We start from the raw sequence: 21,504 nt of genomic DNA on the forward strand, positions 1-21,504 counted from the left end.
ATGCGACTTCGGGCGACCCCGGGGACGTTGGCGGCTCCCTGCCAGGGAAGCCATGAGTGTCCGCACAGTCGCTCGCCACGTTCCGCTCTACCGAGACCATGCGCGGGAGCCTTCCTGATCTTCCCGCCGGACGCCACCACTTGGCGCGCTCATTCTTCGAACGTGACGCCGTGGAGACTCGCGGCGCGCGCTCCGCAGGCGTTACGTGTCCCAGAGCGGAGGCAGTGCCCTGCGGCTCGACCGGCTGCCCATCATCGAGTGAAGGGGAGATCCACGGCGGACGAGGCGCGCATCGCCACCGTGCGCACGCTCAGCGGTGCGGCCAGGGCGTCCAGGGCGTCCAGGGCCGCACCGTTCCATGCGCCGTTGAGGGAGTACCGCCGAACGCACTCCGCGCCGCGGCGGCCGTCACGCGCTAGCCGTTGGGTCAGCTCGGCGTTGCCCCTCCCTGCGGACCGACTACGGAGCCGTCCCGCGAAGGAAGGGCTCGCAGAGATCAGGCGGGGTCCGCGTCGTCCATCGCGATCTGGATGAGACTGTCGACGTCCATCTCGTCAATCGCCTCCGCCTTGTTGTCCCAGCGCGGGGCGGACCGCTGCCCATCCGGCTGGGCCAACCGCAACAACGCGTCCAGCAAACCCGCCTGTCGCAGCTTCGCCACCGGAATGGCGGCCACCACCTCGCGGATCTCCCGCTCCTCCCGCCCACCGCCGCACTCAGCTGCGGCGACCACGGCTGCTCCCGTGCTTTCGGTACGCGAGCCATTCGCCGCGGCACCGACATGAGCCTGGAAGGCCTCACGCAGGTGGTGGGCGAGGGCGGAGGGTGTGGGGTAGTCGAACACCACGGTGGTGGACAGTGCCAGTCCCGTGGCCGTACGCAGCCGGTTACGCAACTCGACAGCCGTCAGCGAGTCGAACCCCGCCTCAAGGAACCCGCGGTCGGCCACCACGTCTTCGGTGGTGAGATGTCCGAGGGTGGTTGCGGCGTGGGTACGTACGAGGTCGAGGAGGGCCTCGTCCTGTTCCGTGGGGGTGAGTTCGCCCAGTCGTTGCCGCAGCCCCGCCGTGGCATCCCGCTCCGCGTCCGCTGCCTCACCCCGCTCCCCCGGCCGCTCGCCCACAGCAGCGACCTCGGGAAGATCACTGATCAACGGGGAGGGACGCACCGAGGTGAACGCCCGGGCGAACCGCGGCCAGTCCATGTCCGTGACCGTCACACACCCCTCACCCCGCTCCACCGCATCCCACAACGCCGCCACAGCCAAACCGGGCTCCATGACCCGCACACCCCGACGCCGCATCCGCTCAGCGAACCCCTCCTCCACCGCCATCCCCGAACCACCCCACGCACCCCACGCCACCGACGTCCCGCACAAACCCACACCACGCCGGTACGCCACCAGCCCATCCAAAAACGCATTCGCCGCCGCATAACCACCCTGACCACCCCCGCCCCACACCCCAGCACCCGACGAGAACACCACGAAAGCCGACAACGGCACATCCCGCGTCAACTCATGCAGATACCGCGCCGCCACCACCTTCACATCAGCAACCGCCGCCACATCCTCCACTCCCATCTCCACAAGAGGCGCCGTCAACCCCACCCCGGCCGCGTGGATGACGGTGGTGAGGGGACGCTCGGCCGGAACGGCGGCAAGGACGTCGGCCAGGGCCTGGCGGCTGGTGGTGTCGCAGGCGGTGATGGTCACTTCCGCACCGAGGGCGGTGAGCTCGGCGTGCAGCTCGGCCGCGCCGGGGGCGTCGGGCCCTCGACGGCTGAGGAGTAGGAGGTGGGGGGTGGTGGTGTGGGTGGTGTTTGGGTCGTTGTGGTGGGTGGTGGCGATGTGGCGTGCGATGTGGGTGCCGAGGGCGCCGGTGCCACCGGTGATCAGGATGGTGCCGTCGGGCTGCCAGGGCTGTGGGGTGGTGTGTCCGGCGGGGGGTCCGGTTGTGGTGGTGGGCGGGGTGTGGGTGAGGCGGGCGGTGGTGATGCCGTGGGTGCGTACGGCGAGCTGGTCTTCGCGTGGTTGGTGGGGTGCGGTGGGGGTGGGGGTGAGGGTGTGGTGGAGGGTGGTGGTGAGGTGGGTTTGGGTGGTGGGGGTGAGGGTGGTGGGGAGGTCGATGAGGCCGCCCCAGTGGTGGGGGTGTTCCAGGGCGGCGACGCGGCCCAGGCCCCAGATCATGGCCTGGTCGGGGTGGGTGAGGGGGTCGGTGGCGGGGTGGGTGGTGACAGCGCTGGTGGTGACGCACCACAGGCGTGCGGGCAGGCCGGCGTCGTGCACGGCTTGCAGGAGGTGGAGCGTCGCGCACAGCCCCGCGGGCACAGTGGGCGCATCGGTGTGGACGCCGGTGGCCAGGGCCAGCAGGGACAGGACCCCCACCGGCGGAACACCACCCGCCCCAGCGCCGGGGCTGGCCCCGGTGCCGGTGTCGGTGGCTGGGGTGAGGTGGGTGGTGAGGTGGGTGGTGAGGTCTTCGCGGTGGGTGGTGGTGGCGTCGACTTCCAGGATGTGGGTGGTCTGCTGCAGGTCGTGGAGTGCTTGCAGGCATGCGGTGACGGCCGGGTCGGTGTCCGTGCCCGCGGGAATGACGACCAGCCACGTCCCCCGCGCCGCAGTGGTATCGGGCCGGGTGGGGAGGGGTTTCCAGGTGAGGTGGTAGCGCCAGGTGTCCAGGGTGGCGCGTTGGCGCTGGTGCCGGCGCCAGGTGGCCAGGGCGGGCAGGAGGGTGTCCAGGCCGGTGCGGTGTTCCTCGCCGGGGGGCAGGGCCAGGGTCTGGCTCAGTGCGGCCAAATCGCCCCGCTCCACCGTCTCCCAGAACCCGGCCTCCGCCGACTCCTGTCCGCCTGGCCGTGCGCGGCCGTCCGCGGGATGGGGGGCCGGGGCATCGAGCCAGTACCGCCGGCGCTGGAAGGGATAGGTCGGCAGCTCGACCCGGCGGGAGGCGGCGCCGGCGAGTACGGCCTGCCAGGCGACGGGCAGACCATGGGTGTGGGCCTCGGCGAGGGAGGCCAGGAAACGGCGGGGACCTTCCTCATCCCGGCGCAACGTGCCGATGGTGAGGGGTTCGATGGTTGGTTCGGCCCCGTGGGCCGTCGAGTCGGCTGTGTTGTCGGCTGTGCCGTGGGTGTCGTGGATGGTGTGGATGGTGTGGGTGAGGACGGGGTGGGGGCTGGTTTCGATGTAGGTGTGGTGGCCTTCGGCGGTGAGGGTGTGCAGGGCCTGGTGGAAGTGGACGGGCTGGCGGAGGTTGTCGTACCAGTATCCGGCGTCCATGACGGGCCCGGTGATCCACTGGCCGGTCACGGTGGACAGGAGAGGAATACTGGGTGCGGCGGGGGTGAGGTGGGCCAGGCTCTCGCGGATCTCGCCTTCGACTGCTTCGACGTGGGCGCTGTGGGAGGCGTAGTCGACGGGGATGCGGCGGGCACGGATCTTCTGCTCGGTGCAGTGGGTGAGGAGTTGGTCGATGGTGTGGGGGTCGCCGGAGACGATGACGTTGTGGGGTCCGTTGACGGCGGCGATGGAGAGTTGTCCGGGCCAGGTGGTGAGGTGGTGGCGGGTCTGTTCTTCGGAGAGGGTCACCGAGCACATGGCGCCTTGCCCGGCGAGTCGGGCGAGGGCTTGGCTGCGCAGGGCGATGGTGGTGGCGGCGTCGGTGAGGGTGAGGGCTCCGGCGATGTGGGCGGCGGCGATTTCTCCCTGGCTGTGGCCGATGACGGCGTCGGGGTGGATGCCGCAGGCCTGCCACATGCGGGCGAGTGCCACCATGACGGCGAACAGCACGGGTTGCACGACATCCACCCGCTCCAGCCCCGGAGCGTCGTCGGCTTGGCGGAGTACGCCGGTCAGGGACCAGTCCACATGCGGGGCCAACGCCTCCTCACAGGCGGCGATCTGCTCGGCAAACACCGGCGAGGCATCCAGCAGATCGGCCGCCATACCCGCCCACTGCGAGCCCTGGCCGGGGAAGACGAAGACGGTTTTGCCGGTGTCGTGGACGATACCGGTGATCGCTTGTCCGGCCGGTTCCGCCGTCGCCAGGTGTTGCAGTCCTTCGGTCATCTCACTCCGGTCGCGGCCGAGGATGACTGCGCGGTGCTCGAAGGTGGTGCGGGTGGTGGCCAGGGACCAGGCGATGTCGGCGGGTGGGAGCTCGCTGTGTTGGTGGAGGTGGGTGTGCAGGCGCTGGGCCTGGGCGCGTAGGGCTTCGTCGGTACGGGCGGAGAGCAGCCAGGGCAGTACTGGTGAGCGCAGGACGCTTTCCTGCTGGGTGTCGTCCTTCTCGCCTGGTGCGGGGTCGGCCGGTTCCTCGGTGGTGGGGGGTTGTTCGAGGATGAGGTGGGCGTTGGTGCCGCTGACGCCGAAGGAGGAGACGGCTGCGCGGCGGGGGTGGTCGGTGCGGGGCCAGGGCTGGGGTTCGGTCAGCAGGGACACTGCCCCGCTGGTCCAGTCGACGTGTGGGGTGGGTTCGTCGATGTGCAGGGTCTGGGGCAGGGTTTCGTGCCGCAGTGCCATGATCATTTTGATGACGCCGGCTACGCCTGCTGCGGCTTGGGTGTGGCCGATGTTGGACTTGAGTGATCCGAGCCATAGGGGGTTGTCTGTGGTGCGGTGTTGGCCGTAGGTGGCCAGGAGTGCTTGGGCTTCGATGGGGTCGCCGAGGGTGGTGCCGGTGCCGTGGGCTTCGACGGCGTCGATGTCGGTGGGGGTGAGGTGGGCGTTGGTGAGGGCTTGGTGGATGACGCGTTGTTGGGCGGGGCCGTTGGGTGCGGTGAGTCCGTTGCTGGCGCCGTCTTGGTTGATGGCGCTGCCGCGTACGAGGGCGAGGACGGGGTGGCCGTTGCGCTGGGCTTGTGACAGTGGTTCGAGGAGGAGCATGCCGGCGCCTTCGGCCCAGGCCGTGCCGTCGGCGTGGGCGGCGAAGGGTTTGCAGCGGCCGTCGGGGGCCAGACCACGCTGGCGGCTGAACTCCACGAAGCCGGTGGGGGTGGACATCACCGTCACGCCGCCGGCCAGGGCCATGGAGCACTCTCCGGACCGCAATGCCTGGCAGGCCAGATGCATGGCGACCAAGGACGACGAACACGCGGTATCGACCGTGACCGCCGGACCCTCCAAACCGAAGGTATAGGCGAGTCGACCGGAGGCGACACTGCCGGCACTGCCGTTGCCCAGGTACCCTTCGAGACTTTCAGGGACGGTAGTGAGCCGCACCGCGTAGTCGGAGTGCATCATTCCGGTGAATACACCGGCTGAGCCTCCCTTGAGCGACGTCGCGTCGATGCCCGCATACTCGATGGCTTCCCAGGCGGTCTCCAGCAGGAGTCGTTGTTGGGGGTCCATGGCCTGTGCCTCGCGGGGGGAGATCCCGAAGAAGGCCGGGTCGAAGTCGGCGGCGTCGTGGAGGAATCCGCCCTCGCGGACGTAGGACGTGCCCGGCTGGTCCGGGTCGGGGTCGTAGAGGCCGTCGAGGTCCCAGCCGCGGTCAGTCGGGAAGGGAGAGACGGCGTCGGTGGCCGTGGCGACCAGATCCCACAGGGCCTCGGGCGAAGACACCCCTCCCGGATAACGGCACGCCATCCCCACCACCGCGATCGGCTCGTCCAACAAGGGTGCGGAGGGCGCGGAGGGTGCCGACGGCGACTGCGCGTCTTGTGCTTCTTGGAGCAGTTCGGCGGACAGGTAGTCAGCCAAGGCGGTCGGGGTCGGGTAATCGAAGATCAGCGATGTGGGGAGCTGGAGCCCCGTGGTTGTGGTCAGTTGGTTGCGTAGCTCAACAGCGGTGAGGGAGTCGAAGCCGAGGTCGGTGAAGGCGTGGTCCGTGTGGATGGTGTGGGGTGTGGCATGACCGAGGCTGGTGGCTGCGTGGGTGCGGACAAGGTTGAGGAGGGTTTGGTGTTGTTGGGTGGGTGTGAGGTGGGTGAGTTGATTGCGGAGGGTGTCGGCGTTGGTGAGGGCGGATGCGGGTTGGCTGGGGGTGGATGTGAGTTGGGGAGTCGTGGGGATGAGGTGTTGGAGAAGGGGGTGGGGGGTGGTGTGTCGGGCTTGCCGGTGGAGGGTGGTGTGGTCGAGGTGGATGGGGATGAGGAGGGGGTGTGGTGTGGTGTGCGCGGTGTCGAGGAGGTGGAGTCCTTGGTCGTCGGTGAGGGGGTGGATGCCGGAGCGGTTGATGCGTTGGAGGTCGGTGGCGTTGAGTTGTGCGGTGATCGTGCTGGTGGTGGCCCAGAGCCCCCAGGCGAGGGAGTGGGCGGGTTGGTGGGTGGTGTGGCGGTGGTGGGCGAGGGTGTCGAGGAAGGCGTTGGCGGCGGCGTAGTTGGCTTGGCCGGGTGCGCCGAAGATGCCGGAGGAGGAGGAGTAGAGGGTGAAGTGGGTGAGGTGATGGTGCTGGGTGAGGTGGTGGAGGTTGAGGGCGGTGTCGACTTTGGTGCGCAGGACGGTGGTGAGGCGTTCGGGGGTGAGGCTGGTGAGGATGCCGTCGTCGAGGGTGCCGGCGGTGTGGTAGACGGCGGTGAGGGGGTGTTCGGCGGGAATGGTGTCCAGCGCGTGGGCGAGTGCGGTGGGATCGGCGGTGTCGCAGGCGGTGATGGTGACGTGGGCGCCGTGGTGGGTGAGGTCGGTGTGGAGGTCTGTGGCGCCGGGGGCGTTGGGGCCTTGGCGGCTGAGGAGGAGGAGGTGGCGGGCGCGGTGCTGGGTGACGAGATGGCGGGCGAGGAGTGAGCCGAGGGTTCCGGTGCCGCCGGTGATGAGTACCGTGCCGTGCGGGTCGGGTGTGGGGGGCGGGGGCAGTGTGAGGACGACTTTGCCGATGTGGCGGGCCTGGCTGAGATGCCGGAAAGCGTGAATGCCTTGGCGCACGTCCCACGTGGTCAAGGGCGGAAGGGTGAGCACGCCGGAGGCGAACAGGGCCAGCACCTCGTTGAGCATCTGCTGCAACCGCTCGGCGTCGACCTCGCTCAGATCGAAGGCGTGGTAGCTGACGCCGGGGTGGGTCTCGGCGAGCTCGTGGGGGTCACGCAGGTCGGTCTTGCCCATCTCGAGGAAGTGGCCGCCGCGCGGGAGGGTGTCGAGCGAGGCGTCGATGAAGTCGTGGGTGAGGGCGTTCAGGACGGTGTCGACGCCGTGGTGGCGGGTGGTGGTGAGGATGTGCTGGCGGAAGTCGAGGGTGCGGGAGGAGGCGATGTGGTCGTCGTCCAGGCCCATGGCGCGCAGGGTGTCCCACTTGGTGGGGTGGGCGGTGGCGTAGACCTCGGCGCCGAGGTGGTGGGCGAGTTGGATGGCTGCCATGCCGACGCCGCCGGTTCCGGCGTGGATGAGGATGGACTGGCCGGCGTGGAGGTCGGCGAGGTCGACCAGGGCGTAGTACGCGGTGAGATACGTAATGGGAATAGCCGCTGCTTGATGGAAAGCCCAACCGTCTGGGATGGGCGCCACGTTGAGGCGGTGGGTGACCGTGGTGGGTCCGAAGGCGCCGGGCAGGAGACCCATGACGCGGTCACCGGGAGAGAGGTCGGTGACGTCGGGTGCCGTCTCCACGACGGTGCCTGCGCCTTCGACGCCGATGGGTCCGGCGTTGGGGATCATGTTGAGGGCGTTGAGGACGTCCCGGAAGTTCAGTCCTGCGGCCCGTACCGCGATCCGAACCTGTCCGGAGGCCAGCGGCTGTGCTGCTTCGGGGAACGGGATGAGGGCGAGGTTGTCCAGGGACCCCTTGTCCGCGCAGTCCAGTCGCCAGTGTGAGCCGTCGGTGGGCGGAACGAGCAACTTGGCGTCAGCCATGCGGGTGAGGTGGGGGGTGTGGGGGGTGCCGTGGCGGAGGGCGGTTTGGGGTTCGGTGGTGTGGAGGGTGGTGGTGAGGTGGGTGGGTGTGTGGGTGTGGGGGTGGGTGTCGAGGTCGATGAGGTGGAAGCGGTGGGGGTGTTCGGCTTGAGCGGTGCGGATCATGCCCCAGATGGGGGCGTGGGCGAGGTCGGGTGCGGGGTCGTGGGGGGCGGTGGTGAGGGCGTGCTGGGTGACGATGGTCAGGCGGGTGTCGGAGAGGCGGGGTTCGTTGAGCCAGGTGTGGAGCCAGGCCAGGAGGCGTTGGGCGACGGTGTGCACGGCGGTGGCATCGCGTCGGGCCCTGTCCTGGGGCCGGTCGCCGTCACGGCAGGCACCATCGGCATCGGACGCGGCTGACGATGCGGTTGAGGATGTGGGTGTGGTGGGTGGGGTGTGCCAGTTGTGGACGGTCAGGAGGGCGCGGGTGGGGGGTGGTGTGTTGTCGAGGGTGTGGATGAGGGTGTCGAGGTCGGTGTGGGTCTCGGCGGTGGGCAGGGCGGTGGCGAGGTGGAAGGGGTCCTCACCGATGACGGCCCACCGCTCCTCGGAGGATTCGATGGCGGCGAGTGCGCTGGGGGGTGTGGCGGTGGGAGTTGTGGCGCTGGAGGTGGTGGCGGTGCCGGGTGTGGTGGAGATGGCGGGTTGGGGGATCCATTGGAGCTGGTAGAGGTGGTCGTCGGGAACGGTGGGGTGGATGGATGCGAGTTGTTCGGGGGCCAGCGGGCGGGTGGTCAGACCCTCGATGGTGGCTACGGGTGTGCCATTAGTGTCGGCCAGGGCCAACATGACCGTGTCGTGCGCGGTCGGTGTCACGCGCACTCGCACGGAACGGGCACCTGCGGCATGCACGGAGACGCCGCTCCAACGGAACGGCACACGACTCGCGATGGCCTGTGCCTCCGAGTCGTGCTCGGAGTCGTTCAGCCCGAGGGTGTGGAGGGCGGTGTCGAGGAGTGCGGGGTGGAGGAGGTAGGTGTCGGCGTGGGGGGTGTGGGTGTCGGGGAGGGTGATTTCGGCGTAGAGGTGTTCTTGGTGCTGCCAGGCGGTGTGGAGTCCTTGGAAGAGGGGCCCGTAGTCGAATCCGGCATCTGCCAAGCGGGAGTAGAGGTGGCTGAGGTCCAGCGGCCGGGCACCATCCGGAGGCCAGCATCCATCCGGCACCGTATCCGCAATGCCGCTGTCCATGGCGGGCGTGGCGGTGAGCGTGGCCGTGGCGTGGTGGGTCCAGGCCGGGCCCGCGGGACCGGCACCGGTGTCGTCGACGGCGCCCGAAGAACCGGGGGAACCGGGGGAACCGGGGTGGGGTTGGATGCGGGAGTGGATGGTCAGGACGCGGTGCTCGTCGGTGTCCGGCGGGTTGAGGGTGAGCTGGAGCTGGGTGGTGGCATCGTGCGTGAGGATCAGCGGAGCATGAAGAGTGAGCTCCTTCAGATGGGGACAGTGAGCCCGGGCCCCGGCGTGCAGGGCGAGTTCGACGAAAGCGGTACCCGGCAGAAGAACCGTGCCGTGAATGGTGTGATCAGCCAGCCACGGATGCGTGGACAGCCCGAGACGCCCGGTGAACACATACCGGTCATCATCAGCCAGCGGAACCGCCGCCTGCAGCAGCGGATGCTCGGCAGCCTCCAGCCCCGCCGCCACCACATCCCCCACCCCGCCAGCAGCACTGAGCCAGTAGCGCTGGCGTTGGAAGGCGTAGGTGGGCAGTTCTACCCGGCGGGCGCCGGTGTCGGCCAGGGTTTTGTCCCAGGCGACCGGCATGCCGCGTACGTGGGCGTGGGCCAGGGCGTTCAGGAGCGTGGCTGCCTCGGGGCGGTCGCGGCGCAGGAGGGGGGCGATGACTGGGGGGTGGGCGGTTGGGGTGCTGATGGTTGTGTTGGTGGTGGTGTGGGTGAGGGGGGTGAGGGTGGCGTCGGGGCCGAGTTCGAGGTAGGTGGTGGTGTGGTGCTGGGTGAGCCAGTGGAGGGCGTCGTGGAAGCGGACGGTGGTGCGTGCCTGGTGGGTCCAGTAGCGGGGGGAGCGGGCCTGTTCGGTGGTCAGGGGCTGTCCGGTGAGGTTGGACAGGACGGGCAGGGTGGGGGTGTGGCGGGTGGTGTGTTCGATGATGGTGTGGAAGTCCTCCAGCATGGGGTCGATGTGGTGGGAGTGGAAGGCGTGGCTGACGCGCAGGGGTGTGGTGCGGTAGCCGGCGTCCTGCCATTGCCGGCGCAGGGTGGTGAGGGTGTCGCTGTCGCCGGAGACGACCATGGCGTGTGCGGTGTTGACCGCTGCCAGGGACACCTGTCCGTGGTAGGGGGTGAGGGCGTGGGTGACGGTGGCTTCGTCGGCTTCCACGGCCAGCATGGCCCCGCCCGCGGGCAGGGCCTGCATGAGGCGGCCGCGGGCGGCCACCACGGTGCAGGCGTCCGCCAGTGACCACACGCCGGCCACGTGGGCCGCGGCCAGTTCACCCACCGAGTGGCCCAGGAGGTAATCAGGGCGCACCCCCCAGTGTTCCAGCAGCCGGAAGAGCGCCACCTCCACGGCGAACAGGCCGGTCTGGGTGTACAGGGTGTGGTCCAGGAGTGCGGCCTGGGGGGTGCCGGGCTCGGCCCACACCACCTCCCGCAGCCGGTACTCCCCCACTCCCTCCAGCTCACCCTCCAGGTGCTCACACACCTCGTCCCACACACGGGCGAAGACGGGGAAGGCCTCGGCCAGCCCGCGCCCCATCCCCAGCCGCTGCGCACCCTGCCCGGTGAACAACAACGCAACCCGGCCCCGGCCGCGGCCCTGCCCCCTCCCGGCACCGGCACCGGCACCGGCGGCGGCGGTGCCGGTGGTGGTGGTGCCGGTGATCACGTGTGTGCCGTCCGACTGTCCGGCGGCGAGTTGTTGGAGTCCGTGCAGCAGTTCGTCCGCGTCGTGGCCCAGGACGACCGCACGGTCCTCGAAGCATGCCCGCCCGCCGGCCAGGGACCAGCCCACGTCCACCGGCTGCCAGCCCGGCCGGTCGCGCAGGTGCGCCCGCAGCCGGGCCGCCTGCTCCCGGACCGCCTGCTCACCACGCCCGGAGATCACCCACGGCACCACCGGCAGGCAGGCGAGAGCGGGGGCGGATGTGGGTGCGGGCGTGGGCGCGGGGTCGGTCGGTTCGTCGGTGGTGGGGGCGTCTTCGAGGATGAGGTGGGCGTTGGTGCCGCTGACGCCGAAGGAGGAGATGGCTGCGCGGCGGGGGCGGTCGGTGCGCGGCCAGGGCCGGGGCTCGGTCAGCAGGGACACTGCCCCGCTGGTCCAGTCGACGTGTGGGGTGGGTGCGTCCACGTGCAGGGTCTTGGGCAGCAGTCCGTGCCGCAGGGCCATCACCATCTTGATGACACCGGCCACGCCTGCCGCGGCCTGGGTATGCCCGATGTTGGACTTCAACGACCCGAGCCACAGGGGGTTGTCCGTGGTGCGGTATTGGCCGTAGGTGGCCAGGAGTGCCTGGGCTTCGATGGGGTCGCCGAGCTTGGTGCCGGTGCCGTGGGCCTCGACCGCGTCGATGTCGGTCGCCGCCACACCGGCGCTGTCCAGGGCCTGCCGGATCACCCGTTCTTGTGCGGGACCGTTCGGAGCGGTCAGTCCGTTGCTCGCCCCGTCCTGGTTGACCGCGCTCCCTCGTACCACCGCCAGCACCGGATGCCCGTTGCGCCGCGCCAACGACAACGGCTCCAACAGCAACACCCCCGCACCCTCAGCCCAACTGGTCCCGTCCGCATGCGCCGCGAACGTCTTGCAGCGCCCGTCAGCAGCCAGCCCGCGCTGCCGGCTGAACTCCACGAACACACCCGGCGTGGCCATTACCGTCACCCCGCCCGCGAGAGCGAGGGAGCACTCGCCGTTTCGTAGGGCTTGGCAGGCGAGGTGCAGTGCCACCAAGGACGACGAACATGCCGTCTCCACGGTGACCGCCGGGCCCTCCAGTCCGAGGGCGTACGCCACCCGGCCGGAGGCGACGCTGGTGATGTTGCCGGTCAGTAGGTACCCCTCGACGCCGCCAGGGGCATCCAGATAACGCGGGGCGTACTCCTGCGACGCGACACCCGCGAAGACTCCGGTCTGGGTTCCCTTGAGCGAGGTCGCGTCGATCCCGGCGCTTTCCACGGCTTCCCAGGCGGTTTCCAGCAGTAGCCGTTGCTGGGGGTCCATCGCCAGAGCCTCGCGCGGAGAGATCCCGAAGAAGGCGGGGTCGAAATCGGTCGCCTCGTGCAGGAATCCGCCCTCACGGACGTACGTCTTGCCGGGCCGATCCGGGTCTGGATCGTAGATGCCGTCGATGTCCCAACCGCGGTTGGTCGGAAAGCCGGAGATGCCATCACCTCCCGCCGCGACCAAGTCCCAGAGGGACTCAGGAGACGAGGCACCGCCCGGCAGGCGGCAGGCCATGCCCACCACCGCGATGGCTTCATCCATCAACGGGAGGGACTTGGAGATCGGACGTGCGCCCTGCGCTCTCGCGGTACCCGAGATCTCATCGTGCAGGTAGTCAGCAAGGGCCGTGGGTGTCGGGTGGTCGAAGAGCAGAGCTGCCTGCGGCCGAAGCCCGGTTGATTCGGCGAGCCGGTTGCGCAGTTCGACAGCGGTGAAGGAGTCGAAGCCGAGGTCGGAGAAGGCGTGGCTCTCCGGGATCGCGTCGGGAGTCGTGTGCCCGAGGGTGGCGGCTGCGTGCGTACGGACAAGCTCGAGGAGAGCAGCACGCCGCTGGGCGGACGCAAGGCCCGCCAGCCGTCGGCGAAGAGTGTCAGCGCTGGAGGCGGCACGACGCGGGGCGGCATGACGCGGGGCCGGGACGAGGCTGCGGAGCAGCGGGTGAGGCTCGGATTCGTGGGCCTGTCGATGTAGGACCGCAAGGTTGAGGTGGACGGGAACAGTCAAAGGAAGGTGGGTGGCTTGAGCCGCGTCCAGGAGGTCAAGCACCTGTTGCCCAGTCAGGGTGGCGATGCCGTTGACACCATGGTGGTCGCCGGTGCCGGCGTGGATGGTGCGGTGCTGATCGGTGGCAGCGGAGCGACCGGCCGTGCTGCTGGTGGAGATCTCCTGTGGCCCCCAGGCGAGGGAGTGGGCGGGTTGGTGGATGGTGTGGCGGTGGTGGGCGAGGGTGTCGAGGAAGGCGTTGGCGGCGGCGTAGTTGGCTTGGCCGGGTGCGCCGAAGATGCCGGAGGAGGAGGAGTAGAGGGTGAAGTGGGTGAGGTGGTGGTGCTGGGTGAGGTGGTGGAGGTTGAGGGCGGTGTCGACTTTGGCCCGCAGGACGGTGGTGAGGCGTTCGGGGGTGAGGCTGGTGAGGATGCCGTCGTCGAGGGTGCCGGCGGTGTGGTAGACGGCGGTGAGGGGGTGTTCGGCGGGGATGGTGTCGAGTGCGTGGGTGAGTGCGGTGGGGTCGGCGGTGTCGCAGGCGGTGATGGTGACGTGGGCGCCGTGGTGGGTGAGGTCGGTGTGGAGGTCTGTGGCGCCGGGGGCGTTGGGGCCTTGGCGGCTGAGGAGGAGGAGGTGGCGGGCACCGTGCTGGGTGACGAGGTGGCGGGCGAGGAGTGAGCCGAGGGTTCCGGTGCCGCCGGTGATGAGTACTGTGCCGTGCGGGTCGGGTGCGGGGGGTGTGGGTGGTGGTGTGGTGGTGAGGGGGGTGAGGTGGGGGGTGTGGGGGGTGCCGTGGCGGAGGGCGGTTTGGGGTTCGGTGGTGTGGAGGGTGGTGGTGAGGTGGGTGGGTGTGTGGGTGTGGGGGTGGGTGTCGAGGTCGATGAGGTGGAAGCGGTGGGGGTGTTCGGTTTGGGCGGTGCGGATCATGCCCCAGATGGGGGCGTGGGCGAGGTCGGGTGCGGGGTCGTGGGGGGCGGTGGTGAGGGCGTGTTGGGTGACGATGGTCAGGCGGGTGTCGGAGAGGCGGGGTTCGTTGAGCCAGGTGTGGAGCCAGGCGAGGAGGCGTTGGGCGACGGTGTGCACGGCGGTGGCATCGCGTCGGGCCCTGTCCTGGGGCCGGTCGCCGTCACGGCAGGCACCACCGGCATCGGAGACGGTTGAGGATGTGGGTGTGGTGGGTGGGGTGTGCCAGTCGTGGACGGTCAGGAGGGCGCGGGTGGGGGGTGGTGTGTTGTCGAGGGTGTGGATGAGGGCGTCGAGGTCGGTGTGGGTCTCGGCGGTGGGCAGAGCGGTGGCGAGGTGGAAGGGGTCCTCACCGATGACGGCCCATCGCTCCTCGGAGGATTCGATGGCGGCGAGTGCGCCGGGAGATGCGTCCGGTTGAGGGGACCATTGGAGACGGTAGAGGTGGCTGTCGGGAGTAGCGGGCCGAGCAGCTGCGAGTTGTTCGGGCGTTAGGGGGCGGGTGGTGACGCTGTCGATGGTGGCGACGGGTGCGCCGGTGATGTCGGTGAGGGCGATGGCGGCGGTGTTCGGAGCGGTGGGGGTGATCCGGGCGCGAACAGTGTGGCTTCCGAGGGAGTGAAGGGTGAGGCCCTGCCAAGAGGCGGCAAGTTGGTATTCGGTATGGGGCTGGGGCTGGGTTGGGTTGTCGGAGTGAGCGCATGCGGCGAGGGTGTGGAGGGCGGTGTCGAGGAGTGCGGGGTGGAGGAGGTAGGTGTCGGCGTGGGGGGTGTGGGTGTCGGGGAGGGTGATTTCGGCGTAGAGGTGTTCTTGGTGCTGCCAGGCGGTGTGGAGTCCTTGGAAGAGGGGCCCGTAGTCGAATCCGGCATCTGCCAAGCGGGAGTAGAGGTGGCTGAGGTCCAGCGGCCGGGCACCATCCGGAGGCCAGCACCCATCCGGCACCGTATCCGCAACGCCGCTGTCCACGGCGGGCGTGGTGGTGAGCGTGGCCGTGGCGTGGTGGGTCCAGGCCGGGCCCGCGGGACCGGCACCGGTGTCGTCGCCGACGCCCGAAGAACCGGGGGAACCGGGGTGGGGTTGGATGCGGGAGTGGATGGTCAGGACGCGGTGCTCGTCGGTGTCCGGCGGGTTGAGGGTGAGCTGGAGCTGGGTGGTGGCCTCGTGCGTGAGGATCAGCGGAGCATGAAGAGTGAGTTCCTTCAGATGGGGACAGTGAGCCCGGGCCCCGGCGTGCAGGGCGAGTTCGACGAAAGCGGTACCCGGCAGAAGAACCGTGCCGTGAATGGTGTGGTCGGCCAGCCACGGATGCGTGGACAGCCCGAGACGCCCGGTGAACACATACCGGTCACCATCAGCCAGCGGAACCGCCGCCTGCAGCAGCGGATGCTCGGCAGCCTCCAGCCCCGCCGCCACCACATCCCCCACCCCACCAGCAGCACTGAGCCAGTAACGCTGACGCTGGAAGGCGTAGGTCGGCAATTCCACCCGGCGGGCTCCGGTGTCGGCCAGGGTCTTGTCCCAGGCGACTGGCATGCCGCGTACGTGGGCGTGGGCCAGGGCGTTCAGGAGCGTGGCTGCCTCGGGGCGGTCGCGGCGCAGGAGGGGGGCGATGACCGGGGGGTGGGCGGTTGGGGTGGCTGTGCTGGTGCTGTCGGTGGTTGCGGTTGGGGTACCGCTGTCGGTGGTGGTGGTGGTGTGGGTGAGGGGGGTGAGGGTGGCGTCGGGGCCGAGTTCGAGGTAGGTGGTGGTGTGGTGCTGGGTGAGCCAGTGGAGGGCGTCGTGGAAGCGGACGGTGGTGCGTGCCTGGTTGGTCCAGTAGCGGGGGGAGCGGGCCTGTTCGGTGGTCAGGGGCTGTCCGGTGAGGTTGGACAGGACGGGCAGGGTGGGGGTGTTTCGGGTGGTGTGTTCGATGATGGTGTGGAAGTCCTCCAGCATGGGGTCGATGTGGTGGGAGTGGAAGGCGTGGCTGACGCGGAGGGGTGTGGTGCGGTAGCCGGCGTCCTGCCATTGCCGGCGCAGGGTGGTGAGGGCGTCGCTGTCGCCGGAGACGACCATGGCGTGTGCGGTGTTGACCGCTGCCAGGGACACCTGTCCGTGGTAGGGGGTGAGGGCGTGGGTGATGGTGGCTTCGTCGGCTTCCACGGCCAGCATGGCCCCGCCGGGGGGCAGGGCCTGCATGAGGCGGCCGCGGGCGGCCACCACGGTGCAGGCGTCCGCCAGTGACCACACGCCGGCCACGTGGGCGGCGGCCAGTTCACCCACCGAGTGGCCCAGGAGGTAGTCGGGGCGCACCCCCCAGTGTTCCAGCAGCCGGAAGAGGGCTACTTCCACGGCGAACAGACCGGTCTGGGTGTAGAGGGTGTGGTCCAGGAGTGCGGCCTGGGGGGTGCCGGGCTCGGCCCACACCACCTCCCGCAGCCGGTACTCCCCCACTCCCTCCAGCTCACCCTCCAGGTGCTCACACACCTCGTCCCACACACGGGCGAAGACGGGGAAGGCCTCGGCCAGCCCACGCCCCATCCCCAGCCGCTGCGCACCCTGCCCGGTGAACAACAACGCAACCCGCCCCCGGCCGCGGCCCTGCCCCCTCCCGGCACCGCCGGCGGCGGTGGTGGTGCCGGTGATCACGTGTGTGCCGTCCGCTTCTCCGGCGGCGAGTTGTTGGAGTGCGTGCAGCAGTTCGTCCGCGTCGTGGCCCAGGACGACCGCACGGTCCTCGAAGCATGCCCGGCCGCCGGCCAGGGACCAGCCCACGTCCACCGGCTGCCAGTCCGGCCGGTCGCGCAGGTGCGCCCGCAGCCGGGCCGCCTGCTCCCGCACCGCCTGCTCACCACGCCCGGAGATCACCCACGGCACCACCGGCAGGCAGGTGGCAGGGTTCGTCTGCGGTGATACGGCCGACTCCGTTCCCGTCGCGGGAACGTCTGGATCAGCTGCCGCCGCCTGCTCTCCTTCGGGGTGGGAAAGTCGCTCAAGAATGAGGTGAGCGTTGGTCCCTCCCACCCCGAAGGCCGAAATACCCGCGCGGCGGGGGCGGTCGGTGCGCGGCCAGGGCTGGGGTTCGGTCAGCAGTGACACTGCCCCGCTGGTCCAGTCGACGTGCGGGGTGGGTTCGTCCACGTGCAGGGTCTTGGGCAGCAGTCCGTGCCGCAGGGCCATCACCATCTTGATGACACCGGCCACGCCTGCCGCGGCCTGGGTATGCCCGATGTTGGACTTCAACGACCCGAGCCACAGGGGCTCTTCGCCAAGACGTCCCTGACCATAGGTGGCCAACACCGCCTGGGCCTCGATCGGGTCCCCGAGCGTCGTCCCTGTCCCGTGCGCCTCCACGGCATCGATATCGGCCGCCACCAGCCCCGCATTCGCCAGGGCCTGCCGGATCACCCGCTGCTGCGAAGGACCGTTCGGAGCCGTCAGGCCGTTGCTCGCCCCATCCTGGTTGACCGCGCTCCCTCGTACCACCGCCAGCACAGGATGTCCGTTGCGCCGCGCCAACGACAACGGCTCCAACAGCACCATGCCCGCGCCCTCGGCCCAGCCGGTGCCGTCAGCCCCAGCAGCGAACGCCTTGCACCGCCCGTCAGGAGCCAGCCCGCGCTGCCGGCTGAACTCCACGAAGACGCCGGGCGTGGCCATCACCGCGACCCCGCCGGCCAGAGCGAGGGAGCACTCACCGTTACGCAGCGACTGACACGCCAGGTGCAGCGCCACCAGCGACGACGAACACGCGGTGTCCACCGTGACCGCCGGGCCCTCCAACCCCAACGTGTAGGACACCCGGCCCGACACCACACTGCTGGCATTACCCGCCAGCAGGTACCCTTCGACTTCCGCCGGAGCCTTGCTCAGGAACGTGGCGTAGTCACCACCGCTCGAACCGGCGAAGACCCCCGTCTGGCTGCCCTTGAGCGACGTGGGATCGATCCCCGCTCGCTCCAGGGCCTCCCAAGCGACCTCCATCAGCAGCCGTTGCTGCGGGTCCATCGCCAACGCCTCACGCGGGGAGATGCCGAAGAACGCCGGGTCGAAGCACGCGGCGTCTCGCAGAAAGCCCCCCTCGCGCGCGTAGGATTTGCCCACCTTCTCCGGGTCGGGGTCGTACAAGCCCTTCAAGTCCCAGCCGCGATCAGCCGGGAACTCCGAGACCGCGTCCCCACCTGCCTCCACCAGATCCCACAGCGCCTCAGGCGACGTGACGCCGCCCGGGTACCGGCAGGCCATGCTTACCACCGCGATCGGCTCGTCGGTGACCGACGTGGGCAATGCGGGCATGGTGATGGCAGGCCGGCGCCCCAGGAGTTCTTCGCGCAGGTGGTGGGCGAGGGCGGAGGGTGTGGGGTAGTCGAACACCACGGTGGTGGACAGTGCGAGTCCCGTGGCCGTACGCAGCCGGTTACGCAACTCGACAGCCGTCAGCGAGTCGAACCCAACATCCCTGAAGGCGCGTTCCGCCTCCATGCCCTCGTGGGTGGCCTGTCCGAGGGTGGTTGCGGCGTGGGTGCGTACGAGGTCAAGGAGGGCCTCGTCCTGTTCCGCGGGGGTGAGTTCGCCCAGTCGTTGCCGCAGCCCCGCCGTGGCATCCCGCTCCGCGTCCGCTGCCTCACCCCGCTCCCCCGGCCGCTCGCCCACAGCAACGACCTCGGGAAGATCACTGATCAACGGGGAGGGACGCACCGAGGTGAACGCCCGGGCGAACCGCGGCCAGTCCATGTCCGTGACCGTCACACACCCCTCACCCCGCTCCACCGCATCCCACAACGCCGCCACAGCCAAACCGGGCTCCATGACCCGCACACCCCGACGCCGCATCCGCTCAGCAAACCCCTCCTCCACCGCCATCCCCGAACCACCCCACGCACCCCACGCCACCGACGTCCCACACAAACCCACACCACGCCGGTACGCCACCAGCCCATCCAAAAACGCATTCGCCGCCGCATAACCACCCTGACCACCCCCGCCCCACACCCCAGCACCCGACGAGAACACCACGAAAGCCGACACCGGCACATCCCGCGTCAACTCATGCAGATACCGCGCCGCCACCACCTTCGCATCAGCAACCGCCGCCACATCCTCCACTCCCATCTCCACAAGAGGCGCCGTCAACCCCACGCCTGCCGCGTGGATGACGGTGGTGAGGGGACGCTCGGCCGGAACGGCGGCAAGGACGTCGGCCAGGGCCTGGCGGCTGGTGGTGTCGCAGGCGGTGATGGTCACTTCCGCACCGAGGGCGGTGAGCTCGGCGTGCAGCTCGGCCGCGCCGGGGGCGTCGGGCCCTCGACGGCTGAGGAGTAGGAGGTGGGGGGTGGTGGTGTGGGTGGTGTTTGGGTGGTTGTGGTGGGTGGTGGCGATGTGGCGTGCGATGTGGGTGCCGAGGGCGCCGGTGCCACCGGTGATCAGGATGGTGCCGTCGGGCTGCCAGGGCTGTGGGGTGGTGTGTCCGGCCGGGGGTCCGGTTGTGGTGGTGGGTGGGGTGTGGGTGAGGCGGGCGGTGGTGATGCCGTGGGCGCGTACGGCGAGCTGGTCTTCGCGTGGTTGGCGGGGTTCGGTAGCGGTGAGGGTGTGGTGGAGGGTGGTGGTGAGGTGGGTTTGGGTGGTGGGGGTGAGGGTGGTGGGGAGGTCGATGAGGCCGCCCCAGTGGTGGGGGTGTTCCAGGGCGGCGACGCGGCCCAGGCCCCAGATCATGGCCTGGTCGGGGTGGGTGAGGGGGTCGGTGGCGGGGTGGGTGGTGACAGCGCTGGTGGTGACGCACCACAGGCGTGCGGGCAGGCCGGCGTCGTGCACGGCTTGCAGGAGGTGGAGCGTCGCGCACAGCCCCGCGGGCAGGGTGGGCGCATCGGTGTGGACGCCGGTGGCCAGGGCCAGCAGGGACAGGACCCCCACCGGCGGAACATCACCCGCCCCTGCGCCGGGGCTGGCCCCGGTGCCGGTGTCGGTGGCTGGGGTGAGGTGGGTGGTGAGGTGGGTGGTGAGGTCTTCGCGGTGGGTGGTGGTGGCGTCGATTTCCAGGATGTGGGTGGTCTGCTGCAGGTCGTGGAGTGCTTGCAGGCATGCGGTGACGGCCGGGTCGGTGTCCGTGCCCGCGGGAATGACGACCAGCCACGTCCCCCGCGCCGCAGCGGTATCGGGCCGGGTGGGGAGAGGTTTCCAGGTGAGGTGGTAGCGCCAGGTGTCCAGGGTGGCGCGTTGGCGCTGGTTCCGGCGCCAGGTGGCCAGGGCGGGCAGGAGGGTGTCCAGGCCGGTGCGGTGTTCCTCGCCGGGGGGCAGGGCCAGGGTCTGGCTCAGTGCGGCCAAATCGCCCCGCTCCACCGTCTCCCAGAACCCGGCCTCCGCCGTCTCTTCCGCGCCCGGCCGTGCGCGGCCGTCCGCGGGATGGGGGGCCGGGGCATCGAGCCAGTACCGCCGGCGCTGGAAGGGATAGGTCGGCAGCTCGACCCGGCGGGAGGCAGCGCCGGTGAGCACGGGCTGCCAGGTGACGGGCAGGCCGTGGGTGTGGGCCTCGGCGAGGGAGGCCAGGAACCGGCGGGGGCCTTCCTCATCGCGGCGCAACGTGCCCAGTACCACCGGTGAGACAGTCCCCCCGGCACCCTCCGCCCTCTCGGCCCCCACAGCACCGGACCCGCCGCCCGCACCCGTATCCACACCCGCACTGCCACCCGCGCCACCGCCAACGGTGTCGGTGCCGCCACCGGTGGCGGTGTCGGCTGTGTCGTGGATGGTGTGGGTGAGGACGGGGTGGGGGCTGGTTTCGATGTAGGTGTGGTGGCCTTCGGCGGTGAGAGTGCACAGGGCCTGGTGGAAGTGGACGGGCCGGCGGAGGTTGTCGTACCAGTACCCGGCGTCCATGACGGGCCCGGTGATCCACTGGCCCGTCACGGTGGACAGGAGAGGAATACGGGGTGCGGCCGGAGTGAGGTGGGCCAGGCTCTCGCGGATCTCGCCTTCGACTGCTTCGACATGGGCGCTGTGGGAGGCGTAGTCGACAGGGATACGGCGGGCGCGGATCTTGTGTTCGGTGCAGTGGGTGAGGAGTTGGTCGATGGTGTGGGGGTCGCCGGAGACGATGACGTTGTGGGGTCCGTTGACGGCGGCGATGGAGAGTTGTCCGGGCCAGGTGGTGAGGTGGTGTCGGGTTTGTTCTTCGGAGAGGGTCACCGAGCACATGGCGCCTTGGCCGGCGAGTTGGGCGAGGGCTTGGCTGCGCAGGGCGATGGTGGTGGCGGCGTCGGTGAGGGTGAGGGCTCCGGCGATGTGGGCGGCGGCGATTTCTCCCTGGCTGTGGCCGATGACGGCATCAGGGTGGATGCCGCAGGCCTGCCACATGCGGGCCAGTGCCACCATGACGGCGAACAGCACGGGTTGTACGACGTCCACCCGCTCCAGCCCCGGGGCATCAGCGGCCTGGCGGAGCACGCCGGTCAGGGACCAGTCCACATGCGGGGCCAACGCCTCCTCACAGGCGGCGATCTGCTGGGCGAACACCGGCGAGGCATCCAGCAGATCGGCTGCCATACCCGCCCACTGCGAACCCTGGCCGGGGAAGACGAAGACGACCTTCCCCGCCGAAGCCTCCGCCTTCCCTGCGACCACCCCTCCAGTTGGCTCGCCGGCTGCCAACCGTCGCAACCCCGCGATCAGTTCATCCCGGTCGCGGCCGAGGACGACCGCACGGTGCTCGAAGGTGGTACGCGTGGTGGCCAGCGACCATCCGACATCCCATGGCTCCGAATCGGCGACACCGCTTGGCACCGAATCAGGGCACGCCAGTACCGAGGGCAGTACCGCCTGATCCGGTGTCGGGGCCATTCCTGCCTGCGGGGCCGACACGCACTCGT

General features: G+C 70.0%; 1 pseudogene. It reads right to left on the reverse strand.

What is annotated here, in order from left to right:
- Positions 1–496: 496 nt before the first annotated feature.
- A pseudogene (locus ACRAKF_RS03935) lies at positions 497–21,385 on the reverse strand (type I polyketide synthase); the annotation flags it as partial.
- Between the last annotated feature and the right edge of the window lie 119 nt (positions 21,386–21,504).

It is taken from the genome of Streptomyces sp. DSM 118878, assembly GCF_052936595.1.